Source organism: Nocardia asteroides (assembly GCF_021183625.1).
GTDB classification, from domain to species: Bacteria; Actinomycetota; Actinomycetes; order Mycobacteriales; family Mycobacteriaceae; genus Nocardia; species Nocardia asteroides_A.
In genome coordinates, this window is the sequence record NZ_CP089214.1 from 1,379,373 (window position 1) to 1,399,821 (window position 20,449).

The window sequence follows — 20,449 nt, forward strand, 5'->3', positions numbered from 1 at the left end:
AATCGTGCGGACTAGCGAACGGTCTTGCGGGCGGTGATCTGGCCGGTGTCGAAGCCGAGCAGGTGCAGCCCGCCGTGGAAGCGGGCGTGCTCGATCTTCAGGCAGCGGTCCATCACGACGGTCAGCCCGCGAGTTTCGGCGTCGCGGGCGGCGTCCTCGTTCCAGATGCCGAGCTGCACCCAGAGCACCGGGGCCGGGGTGAGCGCGGCGACGTCGTCGACCACGGACGGGATATCGCTCGCCTTCCGGAAAACGCAGACGACATCCGGGGTCTCCGGCAGGTCGGCGAGCGAGCCGAAGATCTCGTGGCCGAGCACGCTGCGCCCGGCCGCGTTCGGGTTGATGAAGTACACCGTGTAGTCGGTGGACTGCACCAGGTAGGTGCCGACGAAGTAGCTCGCCCGTGCCGGGTTCGTGGAGAACCCGACCACCGCGATGCTCTTCGCCCGGCGCAGGATTTTCAGCCGCTCCTTGGCCGAGGGGCCCAGCCAGGTGCGCTCGCTGTGCAGTTGCTTGGCCCGTGGCGAGTCCGCGGGCAGGGAGAGGGTGAGCCCGTTCACCAGATGGGTTTCGACGCTATCGCTCACGCTGTCTTCTCCTTCGCCGCGGCGTGCAGTGCCTGGTCCAGGTCGTGCAGGATATCGTCCACATCTTCCAGCCCGACACTGATCCGCACCAGCCCCGGCGCGACGCCCGCCTCCACCAGCTGCTGCTCGGTGAGCTGCGCGTGCGTGGTCGACGCCGGGTGGATCACCAGCGTCTTGGTGTCACCGATATTCGCCAGATGGCTTGCCAGATCCAAGGATTCGATGAAGGTCCGCCCCGCCTCCCGGCCACCCTCGACGCCGAAGCCGAACACGCTGCCCGGCCCGAGCGGCAGGTACTTGGCGGCACGCTCGTGGTGCGGGTGCCCCGGCAGCCCGGCCCAGTTCACGAAGTCGACCCGGGAGTCCGCTTCCAGCCACTCCGCCACCGCGCGGGCGTTCTCCACGTGGTTCTGCATGCGCAGCGGCAGCGTCTCGACGCCGAGCGCCAGCTGCCAGGCGGCTTGCGGCCCGAGCGAGGGCCCGATGTCGCGCAGCTGCTCGGCGCGCAGCCGGGTGAGGAAGGCGTACTCGCCGAAGTTGCCGTTCCAGGTGAGCCCGCCGTAGTGCGGCACGACCTCGTCGAAGAGCGGGAAGCGCGGATTGTGCCAGTCGAACCGGCCGGACTCCACCACGACGCCGCCGAGCGTGGTGCCGTGCCCGCCGAGGAACTTGGTGGCCGAGTGGATGACGATGTCGGCGCCCCACTCCAGCGGCCGGTTCAGGTACGGCGTGGGAATGGTCGAGTCGACGATCAGCGGCACCCCGGCCGCGTGCGCCACGTCGGCCAGCCTCTCCAGGTCGGCGATGCCACCGGACGGGTTCGCCACCGTCTCGACGAAGATCAGCTTGGTCCGGTCGGTGATCGCGGCGGCATAAGCCGCTGGATCGTCCGAGGCGACGAAGGTGGTCTCGACGCCGAAGCGGCGCAGCGTGTTGTCCAGCTGGGTCAGCGTGCCGCCGTAGAGCTGCGCGCCCGCCACGATGTGGTCGCCCGCGCCGGCCAGCGCGGCGAAGGTGATGAACTCCGCGCCCATCCCGCTCGCGGTGGCGACGGCGCCGAGCCCGCCCTCCAGGCTGGCGATCCGCTCCTCGAAGCTGGCGACCGTCGGGTTCGCCAGCCGGGAGTAGACGTTGCCGTACTTCTGCAGGGCGAACCGGGCGGCCGCGTCGGCGGTGTCGTCGAAGACGAACGCCGCCGACTGGTAGATCGGCAGCGCCCGCGCGCCGCTCACCGCGTCCGGGATGTTCCCCGCGTGAATCGCCCTGGTCCGGAACCCGTATTCACGATCAGCCATGGGCGGCGACCCTACAGCAGCCCGCGGCGCCCTCGGCGTCCTTCTCAGCCAAGCCGCACCTCGAGCGGCACCGAGTTGCGCAGGGTGTGCCCGACCGGCGAACTGGCCTGCACCCTGGCGTGCAGCTCGGCGAGCTGCTCCGGCGTGGCGTCGGCATCGATGGTCACCGTCGCGGTGATCGAATCGAACCCCGCGTGGCCGTCGGCGAGCCCGAGGAAGACGTGCAGGTCGAGATCGCCCCGCAGGTCGATCTTCACATCCCTGAGCTCGATGCCTGCCACCGTCGCATTGGCCGCGTACCCCACCGCCAGGCAGTTGCCGAGCGCCCCGAGCAGCTGCTCCACCGGGTTCGCCGCGGTGTCACCACCGCCGAGCGCGGCGGGCTCGTCCGAGGGGGCGGGCGCGAACTGCCGCACCTTCGACTCCGAGGCGAACGCGCCCTTCCACGCCACGTGCGCAGCCCAGGTTGTCTGCGCCTTCGCCGGATCCTGCTGAATCGCCCGCACGAGGCCGCCGACGGCCTCGATATCGACGTTGTTGAGCACGGTGTTCGCGGTCATCGTCCACTCCCTCGATAGCCAGGCCGTTGCGGTACTTCGCAGTGTCCCGAGGTCGAGGCGGGGATTGAACCCATTGACGCAGCCTGAGCGAAACCTTGACGCGCCCGCGCCGTCTCGGGCAGGCGGCGCTCCGCTACTCCGCCGAGAGATCGGCGGAGAGGTCGCGCGGCTCGACGCCCGCCGGCACCTGATACTCCTCGATCGGCTCCGGCCGGTCGTCGAACTCCAGCCGCAGCGCGCGGCAGATGGTGGCGTGCATGTCGTACATGGCGGTGATGTAGGTGAGCTGCAGGATCTCCGGGTCGCCCAGGTGCTCCCGCAGCACCTCGAATACCCCGTCCGGCACCCGGCCGCCGTCGAGGACCAGCCCGTCGGTGTAGGCGAGCACCGCGCGCTCCAGGGCGGAGTAGGCGGTGCTGACCTGCCAGTGCGGGATCGCGGCGATCTTCTCCTCCGGCATGCCGAGCGCGCGCATCTGCTTGCAGTGCTGGGAGAAGACGAACTGGCTACCCCTGGCGAAGCCGGCCCGGCTCTGGCCCAGCTCGCGCAGCAGCGGGTCGAGCGCGGCGGTGCGGTAGAGCGCGAAGCCGCGCACGGCGTGCCGGAAGACCTCGGGCGACTGGGCGAAGACGGTCCACCAGTCGCCGGGGGTGGCGTGGATGGTGCCGTGGTCGACGGCGGGATCCTTCTCGGGGCCGAACAGGCGGTCGTAGAAGAACAGGATCTTCTCGTCGGTGACTTCGGCGCGGGGCACCTCACGCAGACGGGGCACGGCGATTCCTCTCGGGGGCGGCGGGGGTCAGGACGGGGCCCGGGTGCGGCGGTCGGCGGCGGTGCGCGGCTCGTGCGTCACATCGTCCGCGGTGAAGGTCCTGGTCCAGCAGGCGAATTCGAGCAGCACGCCGTCCGGGTCCTGGAAGTAGAAGGAGCGGACGAAGGTGCCGGGGTGTACGTCGCGGGAGACGCCGCGGGTGCTGTCGTCGTGGTTCAGGATCCGGCTGACCCGGACGCCATCGGCGGGCAGGCGCCGGAAGTACTCGTCGAACCGCTCCGGCGGGACCGCGAAGGCGACGTGGTTCATCGAGCCGACGGCGCTGAGCAGCTCGCCCTCGTCCGGCAGCCCCTTCGGCGCGGCCAGCCCCGGCGCGGCGTCCGGCGCGTCGGCCAGCCAGAAGAAGGCGAGGGTGTTGCCGCCGCCGCAGTCGAAGAAAAAGTGCTGCCCCAGCTCGCCGGGGAGCTCGATGGTCTTGACCAGCGGCATGCCGAGCACGCCGGAGTAGAAGTCGATGGTGCGCCGCATGTCCGCGCAGACCAGGGCGAGGTGGTTGATCCCGCGCAGCTCGTACTTGGCATCGACCGAGGCCATGGCGGTCCCTCCGGTTGACTTGACAGTCATGTCATCTCTGCGGACAGTGTGGGTGTGCCCCAGACGTCTGTCAACACCGCCGAGACGCTGACCCCCCGCGGCCGCCGGACCAGGGACGCGCTGCTCGCCGCCGCCCGCACGGTCTTCGAGACGGTCGGCTTCCCGGAGTGCCGGGTCGAGCTGATCACCACCGAGGCCGAGGTCTCCTACGGCACCTTCTACCGCTATTTCGAGTCCAAGGAGCACATCTTCACGGAGCTCAGCACCCAGCTCTTCGAGGACGTGCACCGCCGCGAGCCCGTCGATCCCGGCCGCTCCCCCGCCGAGCGGCTGATCGCCTCGAACCGCTCCTACTACCGGGCGTACCGGCGCAACGCGAAGATGATGGCGATCGTCGAGCAGGTCGCCACCTTCAACGAGGAGTTCCGCGCGCTGCGGCACGAGCACCGCGGGCAGCTCATCGACCGCTCCGCGCGCGCCATCGCACGCTGGCAGCGGGCGGGGCTGGCCGCGCCGGGGCTGGACCCGGTGCTCGCGGCCCGCGCCATGGCCGCCATGGTCGACCACACCCTCTACCTCTGGCTCGTCCAGGGCGACGACGCCGACGAGGCGGCGCTGCTCGACACCCTCGACCGGATGTGCCTCGGCGCGCTCGGCCTCACCGCGGGTGCCGGGGAGTGAGCGGCGCGCTGGACGGCGTCCGGGTGCTCGAGCTGGGCACGCTGATCGCCGGGCCGTACTGCGGCAGGCTGCTCGGCGACATGGGCGCCGACGTGGTCAAGGTCGAGGCGCCGGACCGCCCCGACCCGCTGCGCGACTGGGGGCAGGCCGCCGGTGGGCACCAGTACTTCTGGTCCGTGCACGCCCGCAACAAGCGCTGCGTGAGCCTCGATCCGCGCACCCCCGCCGGGCGCGAGGTCTTCCTGGAGCTGGTCGGGACCGCCGACGTGGTGGTCGAGAGCTTCCGCCCCGGCACGCTGGAGCGCTGGGGGCTGGGCTGGGACGTGCTGAGCGCGGCCGCACCCGGACTGGTGCTGGCCCGGGTCTCCGGCTACGGCCAGACCGGGCCGTACGCCGCACGTCCGGGGTATGCCTCGGTGGCCGAGGGCATCAGCGGGCTGCGCCACCTGAACGGCTTCCCCGGGCAGCCGCCGCCGCGGCCCGCGCTCTCGCTCGGCGACACCCTCGCCGGGATGTTCGCCTTCCAGGGCGTGCTCGCGGCGCTCTTCGCCCGGACCCGCACCGGGCGCGGGCAGGTCGTCGACGCCGCGCTCACCGAGGCGGCGCTGGCCGTCCAGGAGTCGACGGTGCCGGATTACCACAAGACCGGCCACGTGCGGCAGCCCTCTGGTACCCGGCTGGACCGGATCGCGCCCTCGAACATCTACCGCAGCGCGGACGGGCTCTGGGTGATCATCGCCGCCAACCAGGACACCATCTTCGCCCGGCTGGCCGGCGCGATGGGCCGCCCCGAGCTGGCCGCCGACCCGCGCTACGCCACGCACACCGCGCGCGGCGACCACCAGGACGAGCTCGACGCGCTGATCGCCGCCTGGGCCGGGACGTTTCCCGCCGCCGAGCTGATCGCGCTGCTCACCGAGCACCAGGTGGTCGTCGGGCCGGTCAACACCGTCGCCGAGGTCATGGCCGATCCGCAGTTCGCCGCGCGCGGGCTCTTCGTCGACCACGTCGACCCCTCGGTGCGGCCGGGCGAGCCCGGTTACGACCCGGAGCCGGTCAAGGGCGTCGGGGTGATCCCCCGGCTCAGCGAGACGGCGGGCGGGGTGCGCTGGGGCGGCGCGAGCAGGCCGGGCACGCACACCGACGAGGTGCTCACCGAGCTGCTCGGCTACGACGCCGCCCGGCTCGCCGCGCTGCGCGCCGGGGGCACGATCGCCTGACCGTCGAGATCCGCGAGCTCGGCGCGCGCGATTCCGCGATGCGGCACTCCAGGACCGCGTTCCAGGCCGGGCCGGGGAGGCCGCAACCTCGCCCTGGCGGCTCAGCCGAGCAGCCGGGCGTTCAGCTCGGCGAGGTAGTCGCGGCCGTAGCGGCCGTTCTCCAGCGTCTCGACCAGCACCGGGGGCAGGTCGGGGGTGACCCGGGCCGAGCGGGCGGCGGCGGCCAGCGCGATGGTCGCCACGGTGTCGACGTCGCCGGTGAAGGCGACGCAGCGGCGCAGCAGCTCGCTCGCGGAGGTGCTGCCCGCGAGCGCGGTGAGCGCGGCGGCCACGCTCATCCGCCCCTTGCTGCCGACCTTGCCGCGGTACGGCCGCGCCCAGTCGCCGGGGACGTGCCCGGCGATCCAGGCGCCGATCTCCGGCAGCGGGCCGAGGTCGTTGTGGGTGTAGTGCACGGCGAGCGCGGCGGCCTGCGCGGCGGCGATGCCGTCGGGGGTGTCGTGCGTGACGGCGGCCTGCACGCGGGCGTGGTGCAGCACGTCGGCGACGGTGGGCAGCAGCCCGATCGGGGCGGCGCGCATGGCCGCGCCGCTCTTGTCGCTCTCCGGGCGGATCCGGCGCAGGAAGTCGGCGCCGTCGGCGACGGTGAGCAGGAAGTCGTGGAAGCGGCCCGCGTACCCCTCGCGCGGATCGCGCTGGAAGACGGTGACGAACCGGTCGGCGAGGTTCGCCGGGGTCCACGGCTCGCCCGCGACCATGAGTTCGGCGACGGCCAGCGTCATCTGGGTGTCGTCGGTGTAGGCGCCGGGGCGGATCCCGAGGTGCGTCGGGTGCTGCACGTAGCCGCGCACCGTGTTGTGCGCGGTGACGAACTCCGGCGGGGCGTACTCGAACCCGGCGCCGTACGCATCCCCCACCGCCAGCTCGATCAGCACCGGATCATGGTGGCAGACAACCGGTTATCCGTCGACCGGTTTCCCCGGCAGGTGCAGGGCGAGCAGGGCGGTGTCGTCGGTGACGCCGGCACCGAGCGATTCCAGCAGCCCGACGAGGTCGGCGACGAGCGCGGTCGCGGCGCGCGGGGCGCGGGCAGCGGCGAACTCGAGCAGCGCCTCCTCGCCGAAGAGGCCGGTGCCGGTGCGGGCCTCGATCAGCCCGTCGGTGTAGAGCAGCAGGGTGTCGCCGGGGTGCAGGACCACCCGCGCGGTGCCGACCTCGGCGTCCGGGAGCAGCCCGACCAGCTGGCCGCCGGGGGTGCGCAGGTACTCGGCGGCGCCGCAGGCGCGCAGCAGCAGCGCGGGCGGGTGGCCGCCCGCCGCGAGCGTGACCTCCGCGCGGCCGTCGCGCAGCACGAGGCCGCCGTAGAGCACCGTGCAGAAGCGCGGGTCGCCGGGCTGGTGTGAGTCGAGCAGCACCCGGTTCAGCTTGGTCAGCACCGAGCCGGGGTCCGGGTCGTAGACCGCGGCGGCGCGCAGCGCGTACCTGACCCGCGAGGTCAGCGTGGCGGCGAGCGCGCCCTTGCCGCAGACGTCGCCGAGGAAGAAGCCCCAGCGCGCGTCGGCCAGCGGGAACAGGTCGTAGAAGTCGCCGCCGACCTGGTCGAGCGAGGCGATGTGGTAGTGCGCGGCCACGTCCAGCCCCGGCACCGGCTCCAGCGCCGACGGCAGCAGCGTGCGCTGCAGGATGGCGTTCAGCCGCTGCAGCCGTTCGCGCTCCTGCTCGGCGGCGCGCCGGGCGCGCAGCAGCTCGGCCTCGTAGGCGCGGCGCGAGCTCGCGTCGAAGAGCGTGGTGCGGATGAGCAGCGGCGCGCCGTCCACGCCGGACTTGATCACCGAGGTGGCCAGTACCGGCAGCCGCGCGCCGTCCGCGGCGACCAGCTCCAGCGCGATGCCGCTGACCTCGCCGCGCATCCGGAGCAGCGGCGCGACGTGCGTCTCGTGGTAGAGCCGCCCGCCGACGGTGAGCAGGTCGCCGAAGGCGCGCTTGCCGACCAGCTCGGCGCCGCTGTAGCCGAGCCAGCCGAGCAGGGTGGCGTTGACCTTGGCGATCTGGCCGTCGAGCAGGGTGGAGAGGTAGCCGCACGGCGCGTTCTCGTACAGATCCTCGGCACTGTCCTCGAGCAGGGCGGAGAACTCGCCGGTGCCGTCGTGCTCGTCCCGGCCGACCGCGTCGGCGGCGCGGGTCACGGGTGCCCGGTCCCGGTGCTCATCGGCGCATCCGGTCCGGCCGGGGCCGGACACCGGAGGCGGATTCAGTCCCGCCGCTCTTCCGGATTGTCCGGATCCTGGTTCGGCGGAACCGAGTAGCCGGTCACCTCGACCTCCGGGGTGTCCAGCGTGGTCTGCTCGGTGGGATCGGCGTCGAGTGGGGGGTTCTCCGGTGTACTCACCGCGGCGTACTACCCCGGATTCCGGTCCGTACTCCTCGGTATGGCGTGCAGGGTCACATCACGGAGCGCGCCCGCGCGGATCTCGGCCGTCAGGTAGGTGTGCTCGGGCTGCCGCCTGCGGTCGGTGGGCGAGCCGGGGTTGAGCAGCCGCAGGCCGGTGCTCGCGGTGCTGTCCCAGGGGATGTGGCTGTGGCCGAAGATCAGCACGTCGGTGTCGGGGAAGGCGCGGGCGCAGCGCTTCTCGCGGCCGGTGGCGGCGCCGGTCTCGTGCACGACGGCCAGGCGCAGGCCGTCGAGCTCCGCCCTGGCGATCTCCGGGAGGCGGGCGCGCAGCTCGGGGCCGTCGTTGTTGCCGTACACCGCGATCAGCCGGGCGCTGCGGGCCGCGAGCTCGTCCAGCAGCGCGGCCTCGACCCAGTCGCCCGCGTGCACGACCACGTCGGCGGCCTCGACCGCGCGCCAGAGCACCGGCGGCAGGCCGCGGGCCCGCTTCGGGACGTGCGTGTCGGCCATCGCGAGCAGGCGCATCACCGCACCGTAACGAATCGCGCGGGTGCCGCGCCAGGGCGAGCCGGACCGGCGGCCGTCCTGCCGTCGCCGCGCAGCCGGGATCTCACCGCTCGCCCGCGCCGAGCACATCGGCGCCACGGACACCGTCGGCGACGACGACCGTGCGCTCCCCGTCAGCGCGCGGAGCGGTAGAGCCGCCGCACCACGTCCTCGATCTCCGGCTCCTCGATGGCCAGGTCGCGCACCTCGGCGCGCGCGGAGACGGCGGTGAGCAGCTGCGCCGCGGTGGTCCGCTCGGCGTCGAAGGCGAGCCGCTGACGCATCCCGCCCGCCTCGGTGGCGACCAGGGTGGCGCCGGGGATGTCGGTGAAGTCCGGGGTCGGCGCGGTGAGGTCGACGACCAGCACCCGGCGGGCGCCGACGGTCGCGGCGAGCCCGGTGAGCGTGCCGTCGTAGGCGAGCCTGCCGCGGTCGACGACGAGCACCCGGTCGCAGAGCCGCTCGATATCGCCCATGTCGTGCGTGGTGAGCAGCAGCGTGGTGCCGCGCTCGGCCCGCTCGGCGCGCAGGAACTCGCGCAGCCGCTGCTTGGAGAGCACGTCGAGGCCGATGGTCGGCTCGTCCAGGATGATCAGCTCCGGGGAGTGCAGCAGCGCGGCGGCCACCTCGGCGCGCATCCGCTCGCCCAGCGAGAGCTGGCGCACCGGCGTCGCCAGCGTGTCCGCCATCTCCAGCTGCTCGACCAGGGTGTGCGTGCGCTTGCGGGCGGCGTCCGGGTCGAGCCGGTGCACCGCGGCCAGGATCGAGAACGATTCGCGCAGCGGCAGATCCCACCAGAGCTGGGAGCGCTGCCCGAAGACCACCCCGATCCGGCTCGCCAGCTGCCGCCTGCGCCGCACCGGCTCCAGGCCGCAGGTGCGGACCGTGCCCGAGGTCGGCACCAGGATGCCGGTGAGCATCTTGATGGTGGTGGACTTGCCCGCCCCGTTGGCGCCGATGTAGCCGACCGCGGCGCCGCGCTCGACCCGGAAGCTCATGGCGTGCACCGCGGTCAGCGTCTCGCGCCCGCGCAGCCGGCCGCGGCGCAGCACGAACTGCCTGGTCAGCTCGCTGGTTTCGATGATCGGGGTGTCCATCAGCCGCCGCCTCCCTGGTAGTGCCGAGTTCCGGTGCGCCACAGCGCCAGTCCGAGCAGCCAGGCCCAGAGCGCGGCCCCCGGCGTCAGCCAGCCCAGCCAGGACGGCAGCAGCGCGGGGCCGGGCTCGCCGAGCAGCGCGAGGGTGGGCAGGTAGGCGGTGAAGGCCACCGGGATCGCGAACCCGAACAGCAGCTTCAGCCCGGTCGGGAAGACCGAGGCGGGCAGGGTCGCGGCGTAGGAGCCGCCGTAGGTGAAGCTGTTGGTCAGCTCGGCGCCGTCGATCAGGAAGAACTGGCAGCCCGCCGCGGCGACGAAGAGCCCGGCGAACAGCGCGGTCCCGGAGACGACGGCGAGCAGCAGCAGCGCGACCGCGCTCGCTGACCAGTCGATGTCGTTGCGCAGCAGCCCGATTCCGAGCACGGTGAGCGCGACGGTGGCCCTGGCGAAGCGGCGCAGCGAGATGTCGCCGGTGATCAGCTGGAGCAGCAGTGGCTGCGGGCGCAGGTGGTAGATGTCGAGTTTGCCGAGCCGGATCAGCGTCGGCAGCGTGTCCAGGTGCCCGAAGAGCACCTGGGCCAGCGCGAAGGCGGTGTTGCTCAGCCCGAACAGCAGCAGCGCGGCGTCCAGGTCGAGCCCGCCGAGCACCCGCACGGTGTGGAAGACCACCCAGACCTCGGCGAACTCGGCCAGCCCGACCACGAGCGAGCCGAACAGCTCGCTGGCGAAGGAGAGCCGGTACGAGCGCTGCGCCCGCAGTCGCGAACCCAGCACGGCGACGTAGGGCCTGCTCCAGTGCCCCGCAGGCGCGGCCTCAGCCACCCTGCACCTCCAGCTTGCGCCTGCCCGCCGCCAGCAGCGCCTGCCCGAGCGCCGCCATCGCGAGCACCCAGAACAGCTGCACACCGACGACCGCGAGCGCCGCGGTGCCGGTGACCCGGCCGGAGAGCACGTCGACCGGCGCCTGCAGCACCGAGGGGAAGGGGGTCGCCGCGGCGAGCGCGCCGAGCCAGCCGGGGAAGAGGTGCACCGGGACGAAGAGCCCGGCGAGGAAGGAGCCGAGCACCTGGTGCAGCGTGCGGAGCCCGCGGGTCTCCACCACCCAGAAGCCGATCATGGCGGTGCCGAAGAGCGCCAGCGACGAAATAGCCGTGCCGAGCAGCACACTCACGATTCCGAGCAGGTACGGGGCCGGGGTGTTCGGCAGGTCGAGCCCGCCGTAGACCAGCGCCCCGACCGCGAGGGTGGGCAGCCCGCGCGGCAGCAGGGTGCAGGTGGCCCGGCCGAGGTCGCCGGCGAGGGTGGCGAGCTGGAGGTCGACCGGGCGCAGGAAGTCGACCGCGATGTCGCCGCTGCGCACCCGCTCGCCCAGCTCCAGGCCGGAGTCGGTGAAGAGCACCGCGCCGAGCAGCGCCTGCGACAGCCACACGTAGGCACTGATACTGCCCGCGTCGTACCCGCCGAACGAGCCGGCCGAGCCGATCGCGGCCAGCATGACCGCGCCGCGCAGCAGCCCGAACACGCTGTTGGTGAACATGCCGGCGAAGAGCGCCAGCTTGTACTGCCACTGCCTGCGGAAACCGGCCACCGCGAGCCGCCGGTAGACCATGGCGCCGCCGAGTCCGGGCAGCGCGCGCACAGCCATCGCCCCACCCCTCCCCGACCCGGACACGAAGGAGGCACATTACCCCCGAAACCGGGCCGCGAAAAGGGATTTACGCGGTGACCGAGCGGCTCGCGCGCGCCGTCCGAAGTGGTGGTCGAAGCCGAACCGGCCGGTGCCGATCCCGCGCTCGCCGGAGCTCGGAGCGCACCCGGCGCATGACCGATCCGGCCACCGGACCGGCGAAGGCCGCTCCGCCGCGCCCCGCCCTCGGTAAGATGAGCGACGCTCACTTTCCGGCCGGCGGGAGACGATGGTGCCGACGAAGACGGCCGCGCAGCGGCGACGCCCCACCCAGGACCGGGCCAAGGCGACCAGGGAGCACATCCTGGACACCGCCGCCCGGCTCTTCGGCGAGCGCGGGATCGCGGGCACCTCGACGAACCGGATCGCGGCGGAGGCCGGGGTCAGCATCGGCACCGTCTACCGCTACTTCGCCGACCGCTCGGTGCTGGTCGAGGAGTTGCTGGCGCGGCTGCTGGAGTCGGTGGAGAAGCGCTTTACGCAGCGCATGTTCGACCTCTCCGGGAAGGGCCCCACCGAGGTCTGGGTCGACATCCTGACCGTCATCACCGACGAGCTGGTCGCCCGTGCCGCGCTGGTCCGCGCGCTGGTGGCCGGCGTGCAGTTCTACAGCAGCGGCATCCCGGAGTTCGAGCCGCGGCTGCGGCTGCTGGTGAAGGTGATGCTCATCCAGCTGCTCGGCCCCGGCGACGACCACCGCTACGACGTGATGACGTTCGTGCTGATCAACACCGGTTTCGCGGCGGCGCTGCGGAGCTCGGCGCTGGAGGTGGAGAGCACGGCGCGGCGCGAGGCGATCGACATGACCGGCCGGATGATCGGCGCCTTCCTCGAGTCGGAGAGCGACGCCGTCGGGCAAAAGTGAGCACCTCCCCACTTTTCGGCAGCGCCGATTCCCGCGAGGCTCGCGCCGCGGCCCGTTCCAACTGGTCAGCCCGGGTGCCGGGAGTCCCGCACGGTTATCTGTAAAGCGGAGTAGCAGGTGAGTCGGCGGGCGTCCTACCGTGTTCCACACCACACCCGGTCCGCGACGAGGAGGTCACCCCGTGCCGATCGAGAGCATCGCTCGTCCCGCCCTCGAACGAGATCCGCAGGTCCTGGCGAGGAAGGTCACCGCGCGGCTGCTGGAGAGCGGGGCGCTCGCCGCGGCCGCGGAGAGCACGGAGACCACCACCGTGGTCCGCATGTGTCTCAAATGGGCCATCCAGCGGCTGGAGGGGCTGCCCTCCCCGGAGCGCACCGACCGGCTGGCGACCGCCGCCGCGGGCTGGGCACGGGCGGGCGTGCCGATCGCGACGGTGCTGCACGCGGTGCACGTCGGCTTCGAGTACGGGCTCGACCTGCTCTTCGGCGGGCAGGGCTCGGCCGAGCGCGCGGACATCGTCGCGGGCGCCTTCGTCAGCCTGGAGCTGCTCGGCGTGATCACCGCGACGGTCAGCAAGGCCTACGTCCGGGAGTGCAGGGCGGCCGCGCTGGAGGACCGGACCGCCGCGCACACCCTGACCTCGATGCTGCTCGGCGGCCACCCGACCTCGGCCATGGCGCGGGCCGGCGGTATCCGGCTGGCCGAGCACTACGCGGTGCTCGCGCTCGCCATTCCGCCGCACCCGGACGAGAGCAGGCCGCAGCTGGACGGCCGGGTGGTCGCCAGGCGCACGCTGCGCAGGCTGCAGTCCGGGCTCGCCGATCGCTTCGGCACCGCCGCGCTCTCGCTGCTCTCGGTGGACGGCGGCACCGTGCTGCTCCCCGCCGACCACCCCGCCGCCGCCGAGCTGGACGAGGTGCTGCGCGCGCTGGCACGGGCCGCGCGGGTGCCGCTCACCGCGACGGTGGTCGAATCACCGCCGGACCTGGTCTCCGCCGCGGTGCACGACGCGCACGAGCTGCTCGACATCGTCGAGCAGTCCGGCCGCGGCCCCGGGCTGCACCGCTTCCCCGACCTGGCGCTGCAGTACCAGCTGACCAGGCCCGGGGTGGGCAGGGAGCTGCTCGGCACCCGGCTGCGGCCGCTGCTGGAGTACCCCGACCTGCTGGCGACGCTCCGCGTCCACATCGGCAACGACCTGAGCAGGCGGCGCACCGCGGAGCAGCTGCACATCCACCCGAACACCCTCGACCACCGGCTGCGCCGGGTCGGCGAGATCACCGGGCTCGACCCGTCGGACCCGCGCCAGCTGTGGTACCTGCGCTCGGCGCTCGTGATCTGCGCGGGCGGCCGGGGTCAGCGCCCCGCCTGACCCGCCCGCCAGCGCGCGATCGCGCGGCCGATCTCGGTGGCAGGCGGCTCGTCGTAGAGCCACTCCCTGGCCAGCGTGTGCCAGTTGGCGGTGACGCCGAGCTGGCCGAGCAGCGCGAAGGTGAAGAGGTCGGCGCGCCGGGAGAAGACGTGTTCGGGCGGCAGCAGCTGGTGCCGCATACCGCGGAACTCCGTCGCGCGCGGGTCGATCGCGAGGATCACCGCCCCGGTGGCGATCTCCGGGGTGATGGCGATCGGCTCGTCCACCAGGTGCCAGCCCGCCGCGGCCCAGACGTACTCCAGGCACTCCGCCGCGGTGACCCCGGCCGCCGGGTCGATGATGCCGCGCCCGACCCAGGCCGCGTACAGGTCGGCGGCGCGCTGCTCCCCCGCCGCGCGCAGGCAGGAGCGCTCGAAATCGACGTGCACCGGGTCCATCCGGTCGTAGAGCCCGTAGTCGACGAAGGCCACCCTGCCGTCCTTCGCCAGCAGCACGTTGCCGGGGTGCGGGTCGCCGCAGAACTCGAAGTCGTGGAAGAGCGAGCTGATGTAGAAGCGGTAGATCAGCTCGCCGTACCGGTTCCGCTCCGCGGCAGGCAGCGTGCGCAGATGCTCGAAGGAGTGGCCGTCGACGAGCTCGGTCACCAGCACCCGGGCGGTGCAGTACTCGAGCAGCGCGTCCGGGACGAAGACGAACGGGTGGCCGCGGTAGCGGGTGGCGACCCGGTGCTGGGTGCGCGCCTCGCGCGGGTAGTCGAGTTCGTTGCCGATGCTGCGGGCGACCTCGGCGAGCACGTCGGTGTCGGCGGCGCTCGGCAGCGCCGAACGCCACAGCGCGGAGAACACCTCGAGGTTGCGCAGATCGGCCCGGATCGCCTCCTCGACCCCCGGGTACTGCACCTTCACCGCGACCGCGCGGCCGTCGAGCAGCCTGGCCCGGTAGACCTGGCCGATCGAGGCCGCCGCGATCGGCTCCGCGTCGAACTCGGCGAAGACCCGTGCGAGCGGCCCCAGCTCGTCCTCGAGCACCTCCCGCATGCCGGCGAAGGGCACCGCGGGCACCCGGTCGCGCAGCTCGGCGAGTTTGGTCCGGAAGAGCTCGCGGTGCGACTCCGGCACCAGCTCCAGGTCGAGCACCGAGAGCATCTGGCCCAGCTTCATGGCCGCGCCCTTCAGCCCGCCGAGCACCGTCACCAGCTGCTGCGCCGAGGCCAGCGCGGACCGCTCGGCGAGCACCCGCCGCGCCTGTTCGGTGCGGCCGATCATGGCCAGCCGCACCCCGGCCCCGCGCACGGCCTGCCCGGCGGCCAGCCTGCCCAGCCTGCCGCCCCGGCCCAACCGTGTTCTCGGCACCCGATCGGCCACCGCGGTCACCTCCTCGTGTCCGCCGCCCGAGTTCGGGCGTCCCGGTATTCTCCGCAGCCCGGCCCTCGCTTGTCGACCGGCCACCGACCGGAGCTGCCAGCGCATTCCTATCCGCCGAGCGAAACATCGCGCGCGGCCCGATCCGCGGAGCGAAAAGCGGGTTCGGGGGGCGGTTGACCGCCCGGCCGGGCGGTAGCCGACGGGATGTCGCCACTCTCTACCCGCGAGCCCGCCGGGTGGAGGCAATCGGAAGCGAGGATCTCGATGACACTCGTCGCAGCTCACGAAGGCTCCGCCGCGCGCCGCACCCAGCGGGGCACCGACAGCTACGACGGGATCGAGCCGCTGCTGGAACAGCTCGCCGCCATGGCCGACGACGACCCGGGCCGCCGGGCGCTGCGCGAGCGGATCCTGCGCCGCTGCCTGCCGCTCGCCGACCACATCGCGCGCCGCTTCACCGGCCGCGGCGAGACCTACGACGACCTGCACCAGAGCGCGTCGATCGGGCTGATCCTCGCGGTCGACCGCTTCGACCCCGCCCGCGGCGCCTCGTTCCTCGCCTTCGCGGTGCCGACCATCATGGGCGAGGTGCGCAGGCATTTCCGCGACCGGACCTGGGCGGTCCGGGTGCCGCGGCGGGTCAAGGAGACCCAGCTGGCGCTCGGGCCGGTCATCGAGCGGCTGTGCCAGAAGCACGGCCGGATGCCGACCGCCATCGAGATCGCCGTGGAGATGAACGTCGACCTGCTCGAGGTCACCCAGGCGCTGATGGCCGGTAATGCCTACCGCACCAACTCGCTGGACACCGGCGCGGACGGCGAGGAGGGCTCGGTCGCCGCGCAGATCACCGAGACGCTCGGTGATGTCGACCCCGCGTACGACCTCACCGAGGACGCGCTCGCCGTCGCGCCGCTGCTGCGTGAGCTCTCCGAGCGCGACCGGCGCATCCTGCACCTGCGCTTCTTCGAGAACCGCACGCAGTCCCAGATCGCCAGGGAGCTCGGCGTCTCGCAGATGCACATCTCGCGCATCCTGGCGCGCACCCTCGCCACCCTGCGCGATCGCGCGCTCCGGGACTGAATCAGGCGCCGGGGTGGCGGCCCGGTTCGGCCGGGTAAAACCGCTCGACCTCGTCGCGCTCGGTGTACATGGCCCCGTAGTGCTCGGCGAGTTCGTCCGGGTCGACCACGAATTCGGCGGGCGGCGCGGCCGATTCGGCGATCGCGCTGCCCGCGATGTACCCGGCGACGGCCAGCGTGCCCGCGTACACCCCGGCCCCGGCCAGCTCGCCGTGCAGCGCGTACAGCCAGTTGCGGGCCGCCGCCATCACCGGCCCGACCCCGCTCAGCCCCGGCAGCGGCTCGACGGCGGAGTATCCGTGCGTGAGCAGGAAGGCGCCGTCGCCGCGGGCCCGCCACTCCGGCAGCACCGCGCGCACCACCTCGACCGGGGTGAGCAGCAGCAGCGGAATCAGCGCGGCCAGCGTGCCTGCGTCGAGTTCGGCGGCGGGCGTGAAGCTCTGCCCGCCGCCGATCGGCCCGTACTCGACCACGTCGATCCGGCCGAACCGCGCCCGGACGGCGGCGATCAGCTCCGGCACCGCGGCCGGGTCGGCCAGGTCGGCCGGGAACGGCACCGCCTCGATCGCCCGTGCGGCCAGTTCGTCCGCCAGCGCGGCCAGCGGCTCCGGCCGCCGCGCCACCAGCGCGACCCGGAAACCCGCGCGCCCGAACCGCCGCGCCACCGCGGTACCGAGCCCGCTGCCCGCCCGGGTCGGCGACACCTGGAGCCTGCTGGTGATCGCGGTTCTGGCGGACGGGCCGCGCAGACACTCGGAGCTGCTCTTGGCCGTGACCGGCATCTCGCAGCGCATGCTGACGCGCACGCTGCGCCGGCTGCGCGAGGACGGGCTGCTCACCAGGACCTCGCACCCGGAGGTGCCGCCCCGGGTCGTCTACGAGCTGACCCCGCTCGGCCACGACCTGCTCGGCATCGTCTCGGCGCTGGTCGGCTGGGCGGCCGAGCACCACGCGGAAATCGACCGGAACCGGAGCGCGCTCAGTTGAGCGTGGCCTGCGCCCGGCGCAGGTAGGCGGTGTCGCGGCGCTGCTCCTCGGTGTCCGCGTCGCGCAGCGTGCGGCGGCGGTGCTCGCAGGCGACGGCGCGGAGCAGGGTGTCGAGCTGACGGTGGGTGCGGCCGTGCGGGCAGTGGCCGTCGATGTCGTGCCAGCGATGCCAGGGGTGCTGCCACTGCATCGGCGCGACCACGTACTTGACCGGCAGGTCGCCGATCGAGGGGCCGGGATGTGTGGGGCTCATTCACTCCACCGTAGACCGTGGGTGTGACAGGTAATGCCGGACGACCGCGGATTGAGGTTTGCCGCACTATTGCCCGCCAGCCCGTGCGGTAGCGGTGCGGCGGACTTATGGTCGAGTGCGGCAGGGTTCGGCGGTAACTCCGGACTTGCTATCTCGGATACCGGTTCCGTCGCGAGCCCCGCCATCGGCGGGGGTCGCGGCGGCATCCGCATCAGTGGCCGCGCTGGTCCACCAGGACCGCGAGCCCGTCCAGGATCCGGTCGATCCCGAAGGCGAGCGCGCCGTCTCCGCCCGCGGCCGCGCCCTCCTCGGCGAACGCGGCGACGGTGGCCGGGTAGCGCTCGGCCACGGTCGGCAGCATGGCGGTGAACTGCTCGGCGAGGTCGCGCTCGAACCGCTCGGGGTCGACGCCGACGGTCTGCTGCCCCAGGCTGCGCGCGTGCCCGGTGAGCAGGACGATGCTGTCCAGGCGCTCGGCGGTGGTCAGCCCGGTGCCGGGCAGCGCGGTGAGCGCCGCCTCCATCCAGGCCATCTCGTTAGGCCCGACCGGCCGCGACCCGACCGACACCTCCAGCGCCCACGGATGCGCCCGGAACCGCTCGTAGAGCGTTTCGCACCAGCGGCGCAGCGCGGCCCGCCAGTCGTCGGCGGGCAGCTCCGGCGGCGCGCCGATCCCGGCGTCCAGCATGAGCGCGACCAGCTCGGCCTTGCCGGGGACGTATCGGTACAGCGACATCTTGGTGAAGCCGAGCCGCTCGGCCAGCCGCTGCATGGAGAGCGTGGCCAGGCCGTCGGCATCGGCGAGCGCGATCGCCTCGGCCACGATCCGCTCCGGTGTCAGTGCGGGTTTCGGGCCGCGCGTCGGGCGGCGCTCGACGCCCCAGAGCAGTTCCAGGGCGGTCGGTGCCGGCATGCGCGCTCCCTTGTTGACGGATAACTGTGTCTACCATACGCTGATTCGCGTCCGCCGGATACAGTATCCATGGGACGCAGAATGGAGACCATCATGCGCACCACCACCGTCCTCATCTCGGGTGCGGGCATCGCCGGGCCCGCACTCGCCTACTGGCTGGACCGCTTCGGCTTCCGGGTCACCGTCGTCGAGCGGGCGCCCGCGCTGCGCTCCGGCGGCCAGGCCGTCGACTTCAAGGGCCGCACGCACCGCACCGTGCTGGAGCGGATGGGCGTGTGGGACGAGATCACGCGGGCGCGGACCGGCACCACGGACACCGTCTTCGTGGACGGCACCGGCCGCGAGTTGGCGACGATGCCCGGCGAGTTCACCGGCGGCGACGTCGAGATCCTGCGCGGTGATCTGTCACGGATCCTGTACCGCCGCACCGCCGATCGCTGCGACTACCGCTTCGGCGACGCCGTCTCCGCGCTCACCGAGACCGCCGCCGGGGTGCGCGTGGAGTTCGAGCGCGCCCCCGCCGAGCGCTTCGACCTGGTCCTCGGCGCCGACGGCATCCACTCCCGGGTGCGCGCGCTGGCCTTCGGCCCGGAGGCGGAGTACGTCGAGCACCTCGGCTACTGCTACGCCGTCGCCGGGGCGAGCCCGTGGACCGGCGGTACCGGCGAGCCGGAGCGCATGCGCGCCACCGGCCACAACGCGCCGGGCAGGCTCGCGGTGAGCGGCGGCCCGAAGGCCGAGCAGCTGTACCTCTTCGCCGGGCCCGCACCGGACCACGGGGCCGAACCCGCGGCGCAGCGGCGACTGGTCGCCGACGCCTTCGCCGGGCTCGGCTGGGAGGTGCCGCGCATGCTGGCCGAGCTGCCCGGCTTCGACGACTTCCACCTGGACGCCATCGCCCGGGTCCGGATGCCCGCCGTCGTTCGGGGCCGGGTCGCGCTGGTCGGCGACGCCGGGTACGGCAACACCCTCGGCGGCTTCGGCACCGGCCTCGCCGTCGTCGGCGCCGCCGTGCTCGCCGGCGAGCTGGCCGTCGCCGACGGCGACCACACCGTCGCCCTCCCCCGCTACGACGCGCTGATGAAGCGGTACGCGAAGATCGCGGGCAACAGCAATGCCGGGCGCTTCCTCGCCCCCCGCACCGCGACCGGCATCCGGCTGCGCAACGGGTTCCTCCGCTCCCCGGCGTTCGGGCTCATGACGAAGTACGCGAGCTCCGCCGCCGAGGAGATCGAGCTGCGCGACTACCCCGCCGCGCTCCCCACCCCCTGATCCGCGCCGCGGCGCAGCAGCGCTCTGAGCTCGGCGGCGACCATGGCGGGTTCCTCCTCGGCGATGAAGTGCCCGCAGGAGACGGTGCGGTGGTGCAGGTCCGGTGCCCAGGCACGCCAGAGCGCGGCGGCGTCGTAGCCGAGCTGCGCGCCCCAGTCCTGCTGCAGCACGGTGACCGGCATGGCGAGGGTGCGGCCTGCCGCGAGATCCGCACGATCGTGCTCGACGTCGACGGTGGCCGAGGCTCGGTAGTCGGCGACGATCGAGGGGACGGCGGCGCGGCTCGCTGCCAGGTACTCGGCCCTGACCTCGGCGGGCAGCGCCTCCGGGCGCAGTGTCCAGGCGTCGAGGAAGTGGCCGAAGAAGGCGTCGGCGCTCGCCGCGATCATCGCCTCCGGCAGCCCCTCCCGCTGCGCCATCAGGTACAGGTGGAAGCCGACCGCGCCCGCGGCGCCGCGCAGCGCGTCCCACATGTCGAGGGTGGGCAGCACGTCCAGGCAGGCGAGGTGGGTGACGGTGTCGGGGTGGTCCAGCCCGGCGCGGAAGGCGACGAGGGCGCCGCGGTCGTGGCCGGCCAACGCGAAGCGCGGGTGACCGAGCCGTCTCGCCAGCTCGACGATGTCCGCGGCCATGGTGCGCTTGGCGTAGCCGGTGCGCGGCTTGTCGCTGGCGCCGTAGCCGCGCAGGTCGGGGCAGATCACGGTGTGCTCGGCGGCCAGCTCGGCGGCGACGTGCCGCCACATGAGCCTGGTCTGCGGGAAGCCGTGCAGCAGCACGATCGGGCTGCCGGTGCCGCCGATGGCGGTGGAGAGACACACGCCGTCGGCGACATCGACGTCGTGCGTGCTGAATCCGGAGAAGGTCATGGGACCACCCTGTGGGGTGCGGATGAGCAACCGATGAGCGCCGCTAGG

General features: G+C 73.1%; 24 protein-coding genes. 7 read left to right on the plus strand and 17 right to left on the minus strand.

What is annotated here, in order from left to right:
* Positions 1-11: 11 nt before the first annotated feature.
* The 5 genes from LTT61_RS06735 to LTT61_RS06755 all read right to left on the minus strand — a co-directional run bounded on the left by LTT61_RS06735 (position 12) and on the right by LTT61_RS06755 (position 3,838).
* Positions 12-587 carry a CoA-binding protein gene (locus LTT61_RS06735; protein ID WP_233019069.1) on the minus strand — a complete coding sequence of 192 codons (576 nt, stop codon included), beginning with the start codon at positions 585-587 and terminating at the stop codon, positions 12-14.
* Positions 584-1,882: an O-acetylhomoserine aminocarboxypropyltransferase/cysteine synthase family protein gene (locus LTT61_RS06740; protein WP_233019070.1), complete on the minus strand. Its 1,299-nt coding sequence runs from the start codon at positions 1,880-1,882 to the stop codon at positions 584-586. Before LTT61_RS06740 ends, LTT61_RS06735 begins: the two co-directional genes overlap by 4 nt.
* A 44-nt stretch (positions 1,883-1,926) precedes the next feature.
* Positions 1,927-2,442 carry an OsmC family protein gene (locus LTT61_RS06745; protein WP_233019071.1) on the minus strand — a complete coding sequence of 172 codons (516 nt, stop codon included), beginning with the start codon at positions 2,440-2,442 and terminating at the stop codon, positions 1,927-1,929.
* A 133-nt stretch (positions 2,443-2,575) separates the two neighbouring features.
* Positions 2,576-3,214, minus strand: coding sequence for a carboxymuconolactone decarboxylase family protein (locus LTT61_RS06750; RefSeq protein ID WP_233019072.1), 639 nt, complete (start codon positions 3,212-3,214; stop codon positions 2,576-2,578).
* Positions 3,215-3,241: 27 nt separating this feature from the next.
* Positions 3,242-3,838, minus strand: coding sequence for a VOC family protein (locus LTT61_RS06755; protein ID WP_420094745.1), 597 nt, complete (start codon positions 3,836-3,838; stop codon positions 3,242-3,244).
* Between the two features lie 24 nt (positions 3,839-3,862).
* On the opposite strand from LTT61_RS06755, the gene LTT61_RS06760 reads away from it, so the two are divergent.
* Both LTT61_RS06760 and LTT61_RS06765 read left to right on the plus strand, forming a co-directional pair.
* The gene (locus tag LTT61_RS06760) at positions 3,863-4,489 is read left to right on the plus strand and encodes a TetR/AcrR family transcriptional regulator (RefSeq protein WP_233019073.1); all 627 of its coding nucleotides are present in this window, start codon (positions 3,863-3,865) and stop codon (positions 4,487-4,489) included.
* Positions 4,486-5,709 carry a CaiB/BaiF CoA transferase family protein gene (locus LTT61_RS06765; protein WP_233019074.1) on the plus strand — a complete coding sequence of 408 codons (1,224 nt, stop codon included), beginning with the start codon at positions 4,486-4,488 and terminating at the stop codon, positions 5,707-5,709. Before LTT61_RS06760 ends, LTT61_RS06765 begins: the two co-directional genes overlap by 4 nt.
* 101 nt (positions 5,710-5,810) lie before the next feature.
* On the opposite strand, the gene LTT61_RS06770 is transcribed toward LTT61_RS06765, so the two are convergent.
* From LTT61_RS06770 to LTT61_RS06800, 7 genes are all read right to left on the minus strand, one after another.
* Complete coding sequence (locus tag LTT61_RS06770) at positions 5,811-6,644, minus strand: ADP-ribosylglycohydrolase family protein (protein ID WP_233019075.1); 834 nt, start codon at positions 6,642-6,644, stop codon at positions 5,811-5,813.
* A gap of 24 nt (positions 6,645-6,668) precedes the next feature.
* Positions 6,669-7,832 carry a SpoIIE family protein phosphatase gene (locus LTT61_RS06775; protein ID WP_233020897.1) on the minus strand — a complete coding sequence of 388 codons (1,164 nt, stop codon included), beginning with the start codon at positions 7,830-7,832 and terminating at the stop codon, positions 6,669-6,671.
* Positions 7,833-7,960: 128 nt separating this feature from the next.
* Entirely contained in the window at positions 7,961-8,098 is a 138-nt protein-coding gene (locus LTT61_RS06780) for a hypothetical protein (RefSeq protein ID WP_233019076.1), read from the minus strand.
* A gap of 9 nt (positions 8,099-8,107) precedes the next feature.
* Positions 8,108-8,626 carry a metallophosphoesterase family protein gene (locus LTT61_RS06785; protein ID WP_233019077.1) on the minus strand — a complete coding sequence of 173 codons (519 nt, stop codon included), beginning with the start codon at positions 8,624-8,626 and terminating at the stop codon, positions 8,108-8,110.
* A 155-nt stretch (positions 8,627-8,781) separates the two neighbouring features.
* Positions 8,782-9,744: an ABC transporter ATP-binding protein gene (locus LTT61_RS06790; protein ID WP_233019078.1), complete on the minus strand. Its 963-nt coding sequence runs from the start codon at positions 9,742-9,744 to the stop codon at positions 8,782-8,784.
* Entirely contained in the window at positions 9,744-10,565 is an 822-nt protein-coding gene (locus LTT61_RS06795) for an ABC transporter permease (RefSeq protein ID WP_233019079.1), read from the minus strand. Before LTT61_RS06795 ends, LTT61_RS06790 begins: the two co-directional genes overlap by 1 nt.
* Positions 10,558-11,388 carry an ABC transporter permease gene (locus LTT61_RS06800; RefSeq protein ID WP_233019080.1) on the minus strand — a complete coding sequence of 277 codons (831 nt, stop codon included), beginning with the start codon at positions 11,386-11,388 and terminating at the stop codon, positions 10,558-10,560. The genes LTT61_RS06795 and LTT61_RS06800 overlap by 8 nt, the downstream gene beginning before the upstream one ends.
* Positions 11,389-11,659: 271 nt before the next feature.
* Between LTT61_RS06800 and LTT61_RS06805 the strand changes: the two genes are divergently transcribed.
* Entirely contained in the window at positions 11,660-12,295 is a 636-nt protein-coding gene (locus tag LTT61_RS06805; protein WP_233019081.1) for a TetR/AcrR family transcriptional regulator, read from the plus strand.
* A 181-nt stretch (positions 12,296-12,476) separates the two neighbouring features.
* Positions 12,477-13,667, plus strand: coding sequence for a PucR family transcriptional regulator (locus tag LTT61_RS06810; protein ID WP_233019082.1), 1,191 nt, complete (start codon positions 12,477-12,479; stop codon positions 13,665-13,667).
* Here LTT61_RS06810 and LTT61_RS06815 read toward each other — a convergent pair.
* Positions 13,652-15,031, minus strand: coding sequence for an ABC1 kinase family protein (locus LTT61_RS06815; protein WP_233019083.1), 1,380 nt, complete (start codon positions 15,029-15,031; stop codon positions 13,652-13,654). The genes LTT61_RS06810 and LTT61_RS06815 overlap by 16 nt on opposite strands.
* Before the next feature lie 264 nt (positions 15,032-15,295).
* Here LTT61_RS06815 and LTT61_RS06820 point away from each other — a divergent pair, with 264 nt between their 5' ends.
* Positions 15,296-16,111, plus strand: coding sequence for an RNA polymerase sigma factor SigF (locus tag LTT61_RS06820; RefSeq protein WP_233019084.1), 816 nt, complete (start codon positions 15,296-15,298; stop codon positions 16,109-16,111).
* 1 nt (position 16,112) lies between these two features.
* Here the strand turns inward: LTT61_RS06820 and LTT61_RS06825 are convergent, their stop codons facing one another.
* Positions 16,113-16,814 (minus strand): SDR family NAD(P)-dependent oxidoreductase, encoded by a 702-nt coding sequence (locus LTT61_RS06825; protein WP_233019085.1) that lies wholly within the window; start codon positions 16,812-16,814, stop codon positions 16,113-16,115.
* A 13-nt stretch (positions 16,815-16,827) separates the two neighbouring features.
* Between LTT61_RS06825 and LTT61_RS06830 the strand changes: the two genes are divergently transcribed.
* The gene (locus LTT61_RS06830) at positions 16,828-17,097 is read left to right on the plus strand and encodes a winged helix-turn-helix transcriptional regulator (RefSeq protein WP_233019086.1); all 270 of its coding nucleotides are present in this window, start codon (positions 16,828-16,830) and stop codon (positions 17,095-17,097) included.
* Here LTT61_RS06830 and LTT61_RS06835 read toward each other — a convergent pair.
* Together LTT61_RS06835 and LTT61_RS06840 are read right to left on the minus strand one after the other, a co-directional pair.
* Positions 17,090-17,350, minus strand: a complete 261-nt coding sequence (locus tag LTT61_RS06835; RefSeq protein ID WP_233019087.1) for a hypothetical protein — start codon at positions 17,348-17,350, stop codon at positions 17,090-17,092. The two genes, LTT61_RS06830 and LTT61_RS06835, sit on opposite strands and share 8 nt — an antisense overlap.
* Before the next feature lie 211 nt (positions 17,351-17,561).
* A complete protein-coding gene (locus tag LTT61_RS06840) occupies positions 17,562-18,263 on the minus strand; it encodes a TetR/AcrR family transcriptional regulator (RefSeq protein ID WP_233019088.1) in 702 nt (233 codons plus the stop codon).
* A 93-nt stretch (positions 18,264-18,356) separates the two neighbouring features.
* On the opposite strand from LTT61_RS06840, the gene LTT61_RS06845 reads away from it, so the two are divergent.
* Entirely contained in the window at positions 18,357-19,535 is a 1,179-nt protein-coding gene (locus tag LTT61_RS06845; protein ID WP_233020898.1) for an FAD-dependent monooxygenase, read from the plus strand.
* Here LTT61_RS06845 and LTT61_RS06850 read toward each other — a convergent pair.
* Positions 19,508-20,401, minus strand: coding sequence for an alpha/beta fold hydrolase (locus tag LTT61_RS06850; protein WP_233019089.1), 894 nt, complete (start codon positions 20,399-20,401; stop codon positions 19,508-19,510). The two genes, LTT61_RS06845 and LTT61_RS06850, sit on opposite strands and share 28 nt — an antisense overlap.
* Positions 20,402-20,449: the final 48 nt, after the last annotated feature.

What these genes read in the sequence shown, in the direction of transcription:
- LTT61_RS06740 (WP_233019070.1), bottom strand. Translation starts at nt 1,882, where the DNA reads ATGGCTGATCGTGAATACGGGTTCCGGACCAGGGCGATTCACGCGGGG.
- LTT61_RS06745 (WP_233019071.1), bottom strand. Translation starts at nt 2,442, where the DNA reads ATGACCGCGAACACCGTGCTCAACAACGTCGATATCGAGGCCGTCGGC.
- LTT61_RS06755 (WP_420094745.1), bottom strand. Translation starts at nt 3,838, where the DNA reads ATGACTGTCAAGTCAACCGGAGGGACCGCCATGGCCTCGGTCGATGCC.
- LTT61_RS06785 (WP_233019077.1), bottom strand. Translation starts at nt 8,626, where the DNA reads ATGCGCCTGCTCGCGATGGCCGACACGCACGTCCCGAAGCGGGCCCGC.
- LTT61_RS06790 (WP_233019078.1), bottom strand. Translation starts at nt 9,744, where the DNA reads ATGGACACCCCGATCATCGAAACCAGCGAGCTGACCAGGCAGTTCGTG.
- LTT61_RS06800 (WP_233019080.1), bottom strand. Translation starts at nt 11,388, where the DNA reads ATGGCTGTGCGCGCGCTGCCCGGACTCGGCGGCGCCATGGTCTACCGG.
- LTT61_RS06805 (WP_233019081.1), top strand. Translation starts at nt 11,660, where the DNA reads ATGGTGCCGACGAAGACGGCCGCGCAGCGGCGACGCCCCACCCAGGAC.
- LTT61_RS06820 (WP_233019084.1), top strand. Translation starts at nt 15,296, where the DNA reads ATGACACTCGTCGCAGCTCACGAAGGCTCCGCCGCGCGCCGCACCCAG.
- LTT61_RS06835 (WP_233019087.1), bottom strand. Translation starts at nt 17,350, where the DNA reads ATGAGCCCCACACATCCCGGCCCCTCGATCGGCGACCTGCCGGTCAAG.
- LTT61_RS06840 (WP_233019088.1), bottom strand. Translation starts at nt 18,263, where the DNA reads ATGCCGGCACCGACCGCCCTGGAACTGCTCTGGGGCGTCGAGCGCCGC.
- LTT61_RS06845 (WP_233020898.1), top strand. Translation starts at nt 18,357, where the DNA reads ATGCGCACCACCACCGTCCTCATCTCGGGTGCGGGCATCGCCGGGCCC.
- LTT61_RS06850 (WP_233019089.1), bottom strand. Translation starts at nt 20,401, where the DNA reads ATGACCTTCTCCGGATTCAGCACGCACGACGTCGATGTCGCCGACGGC.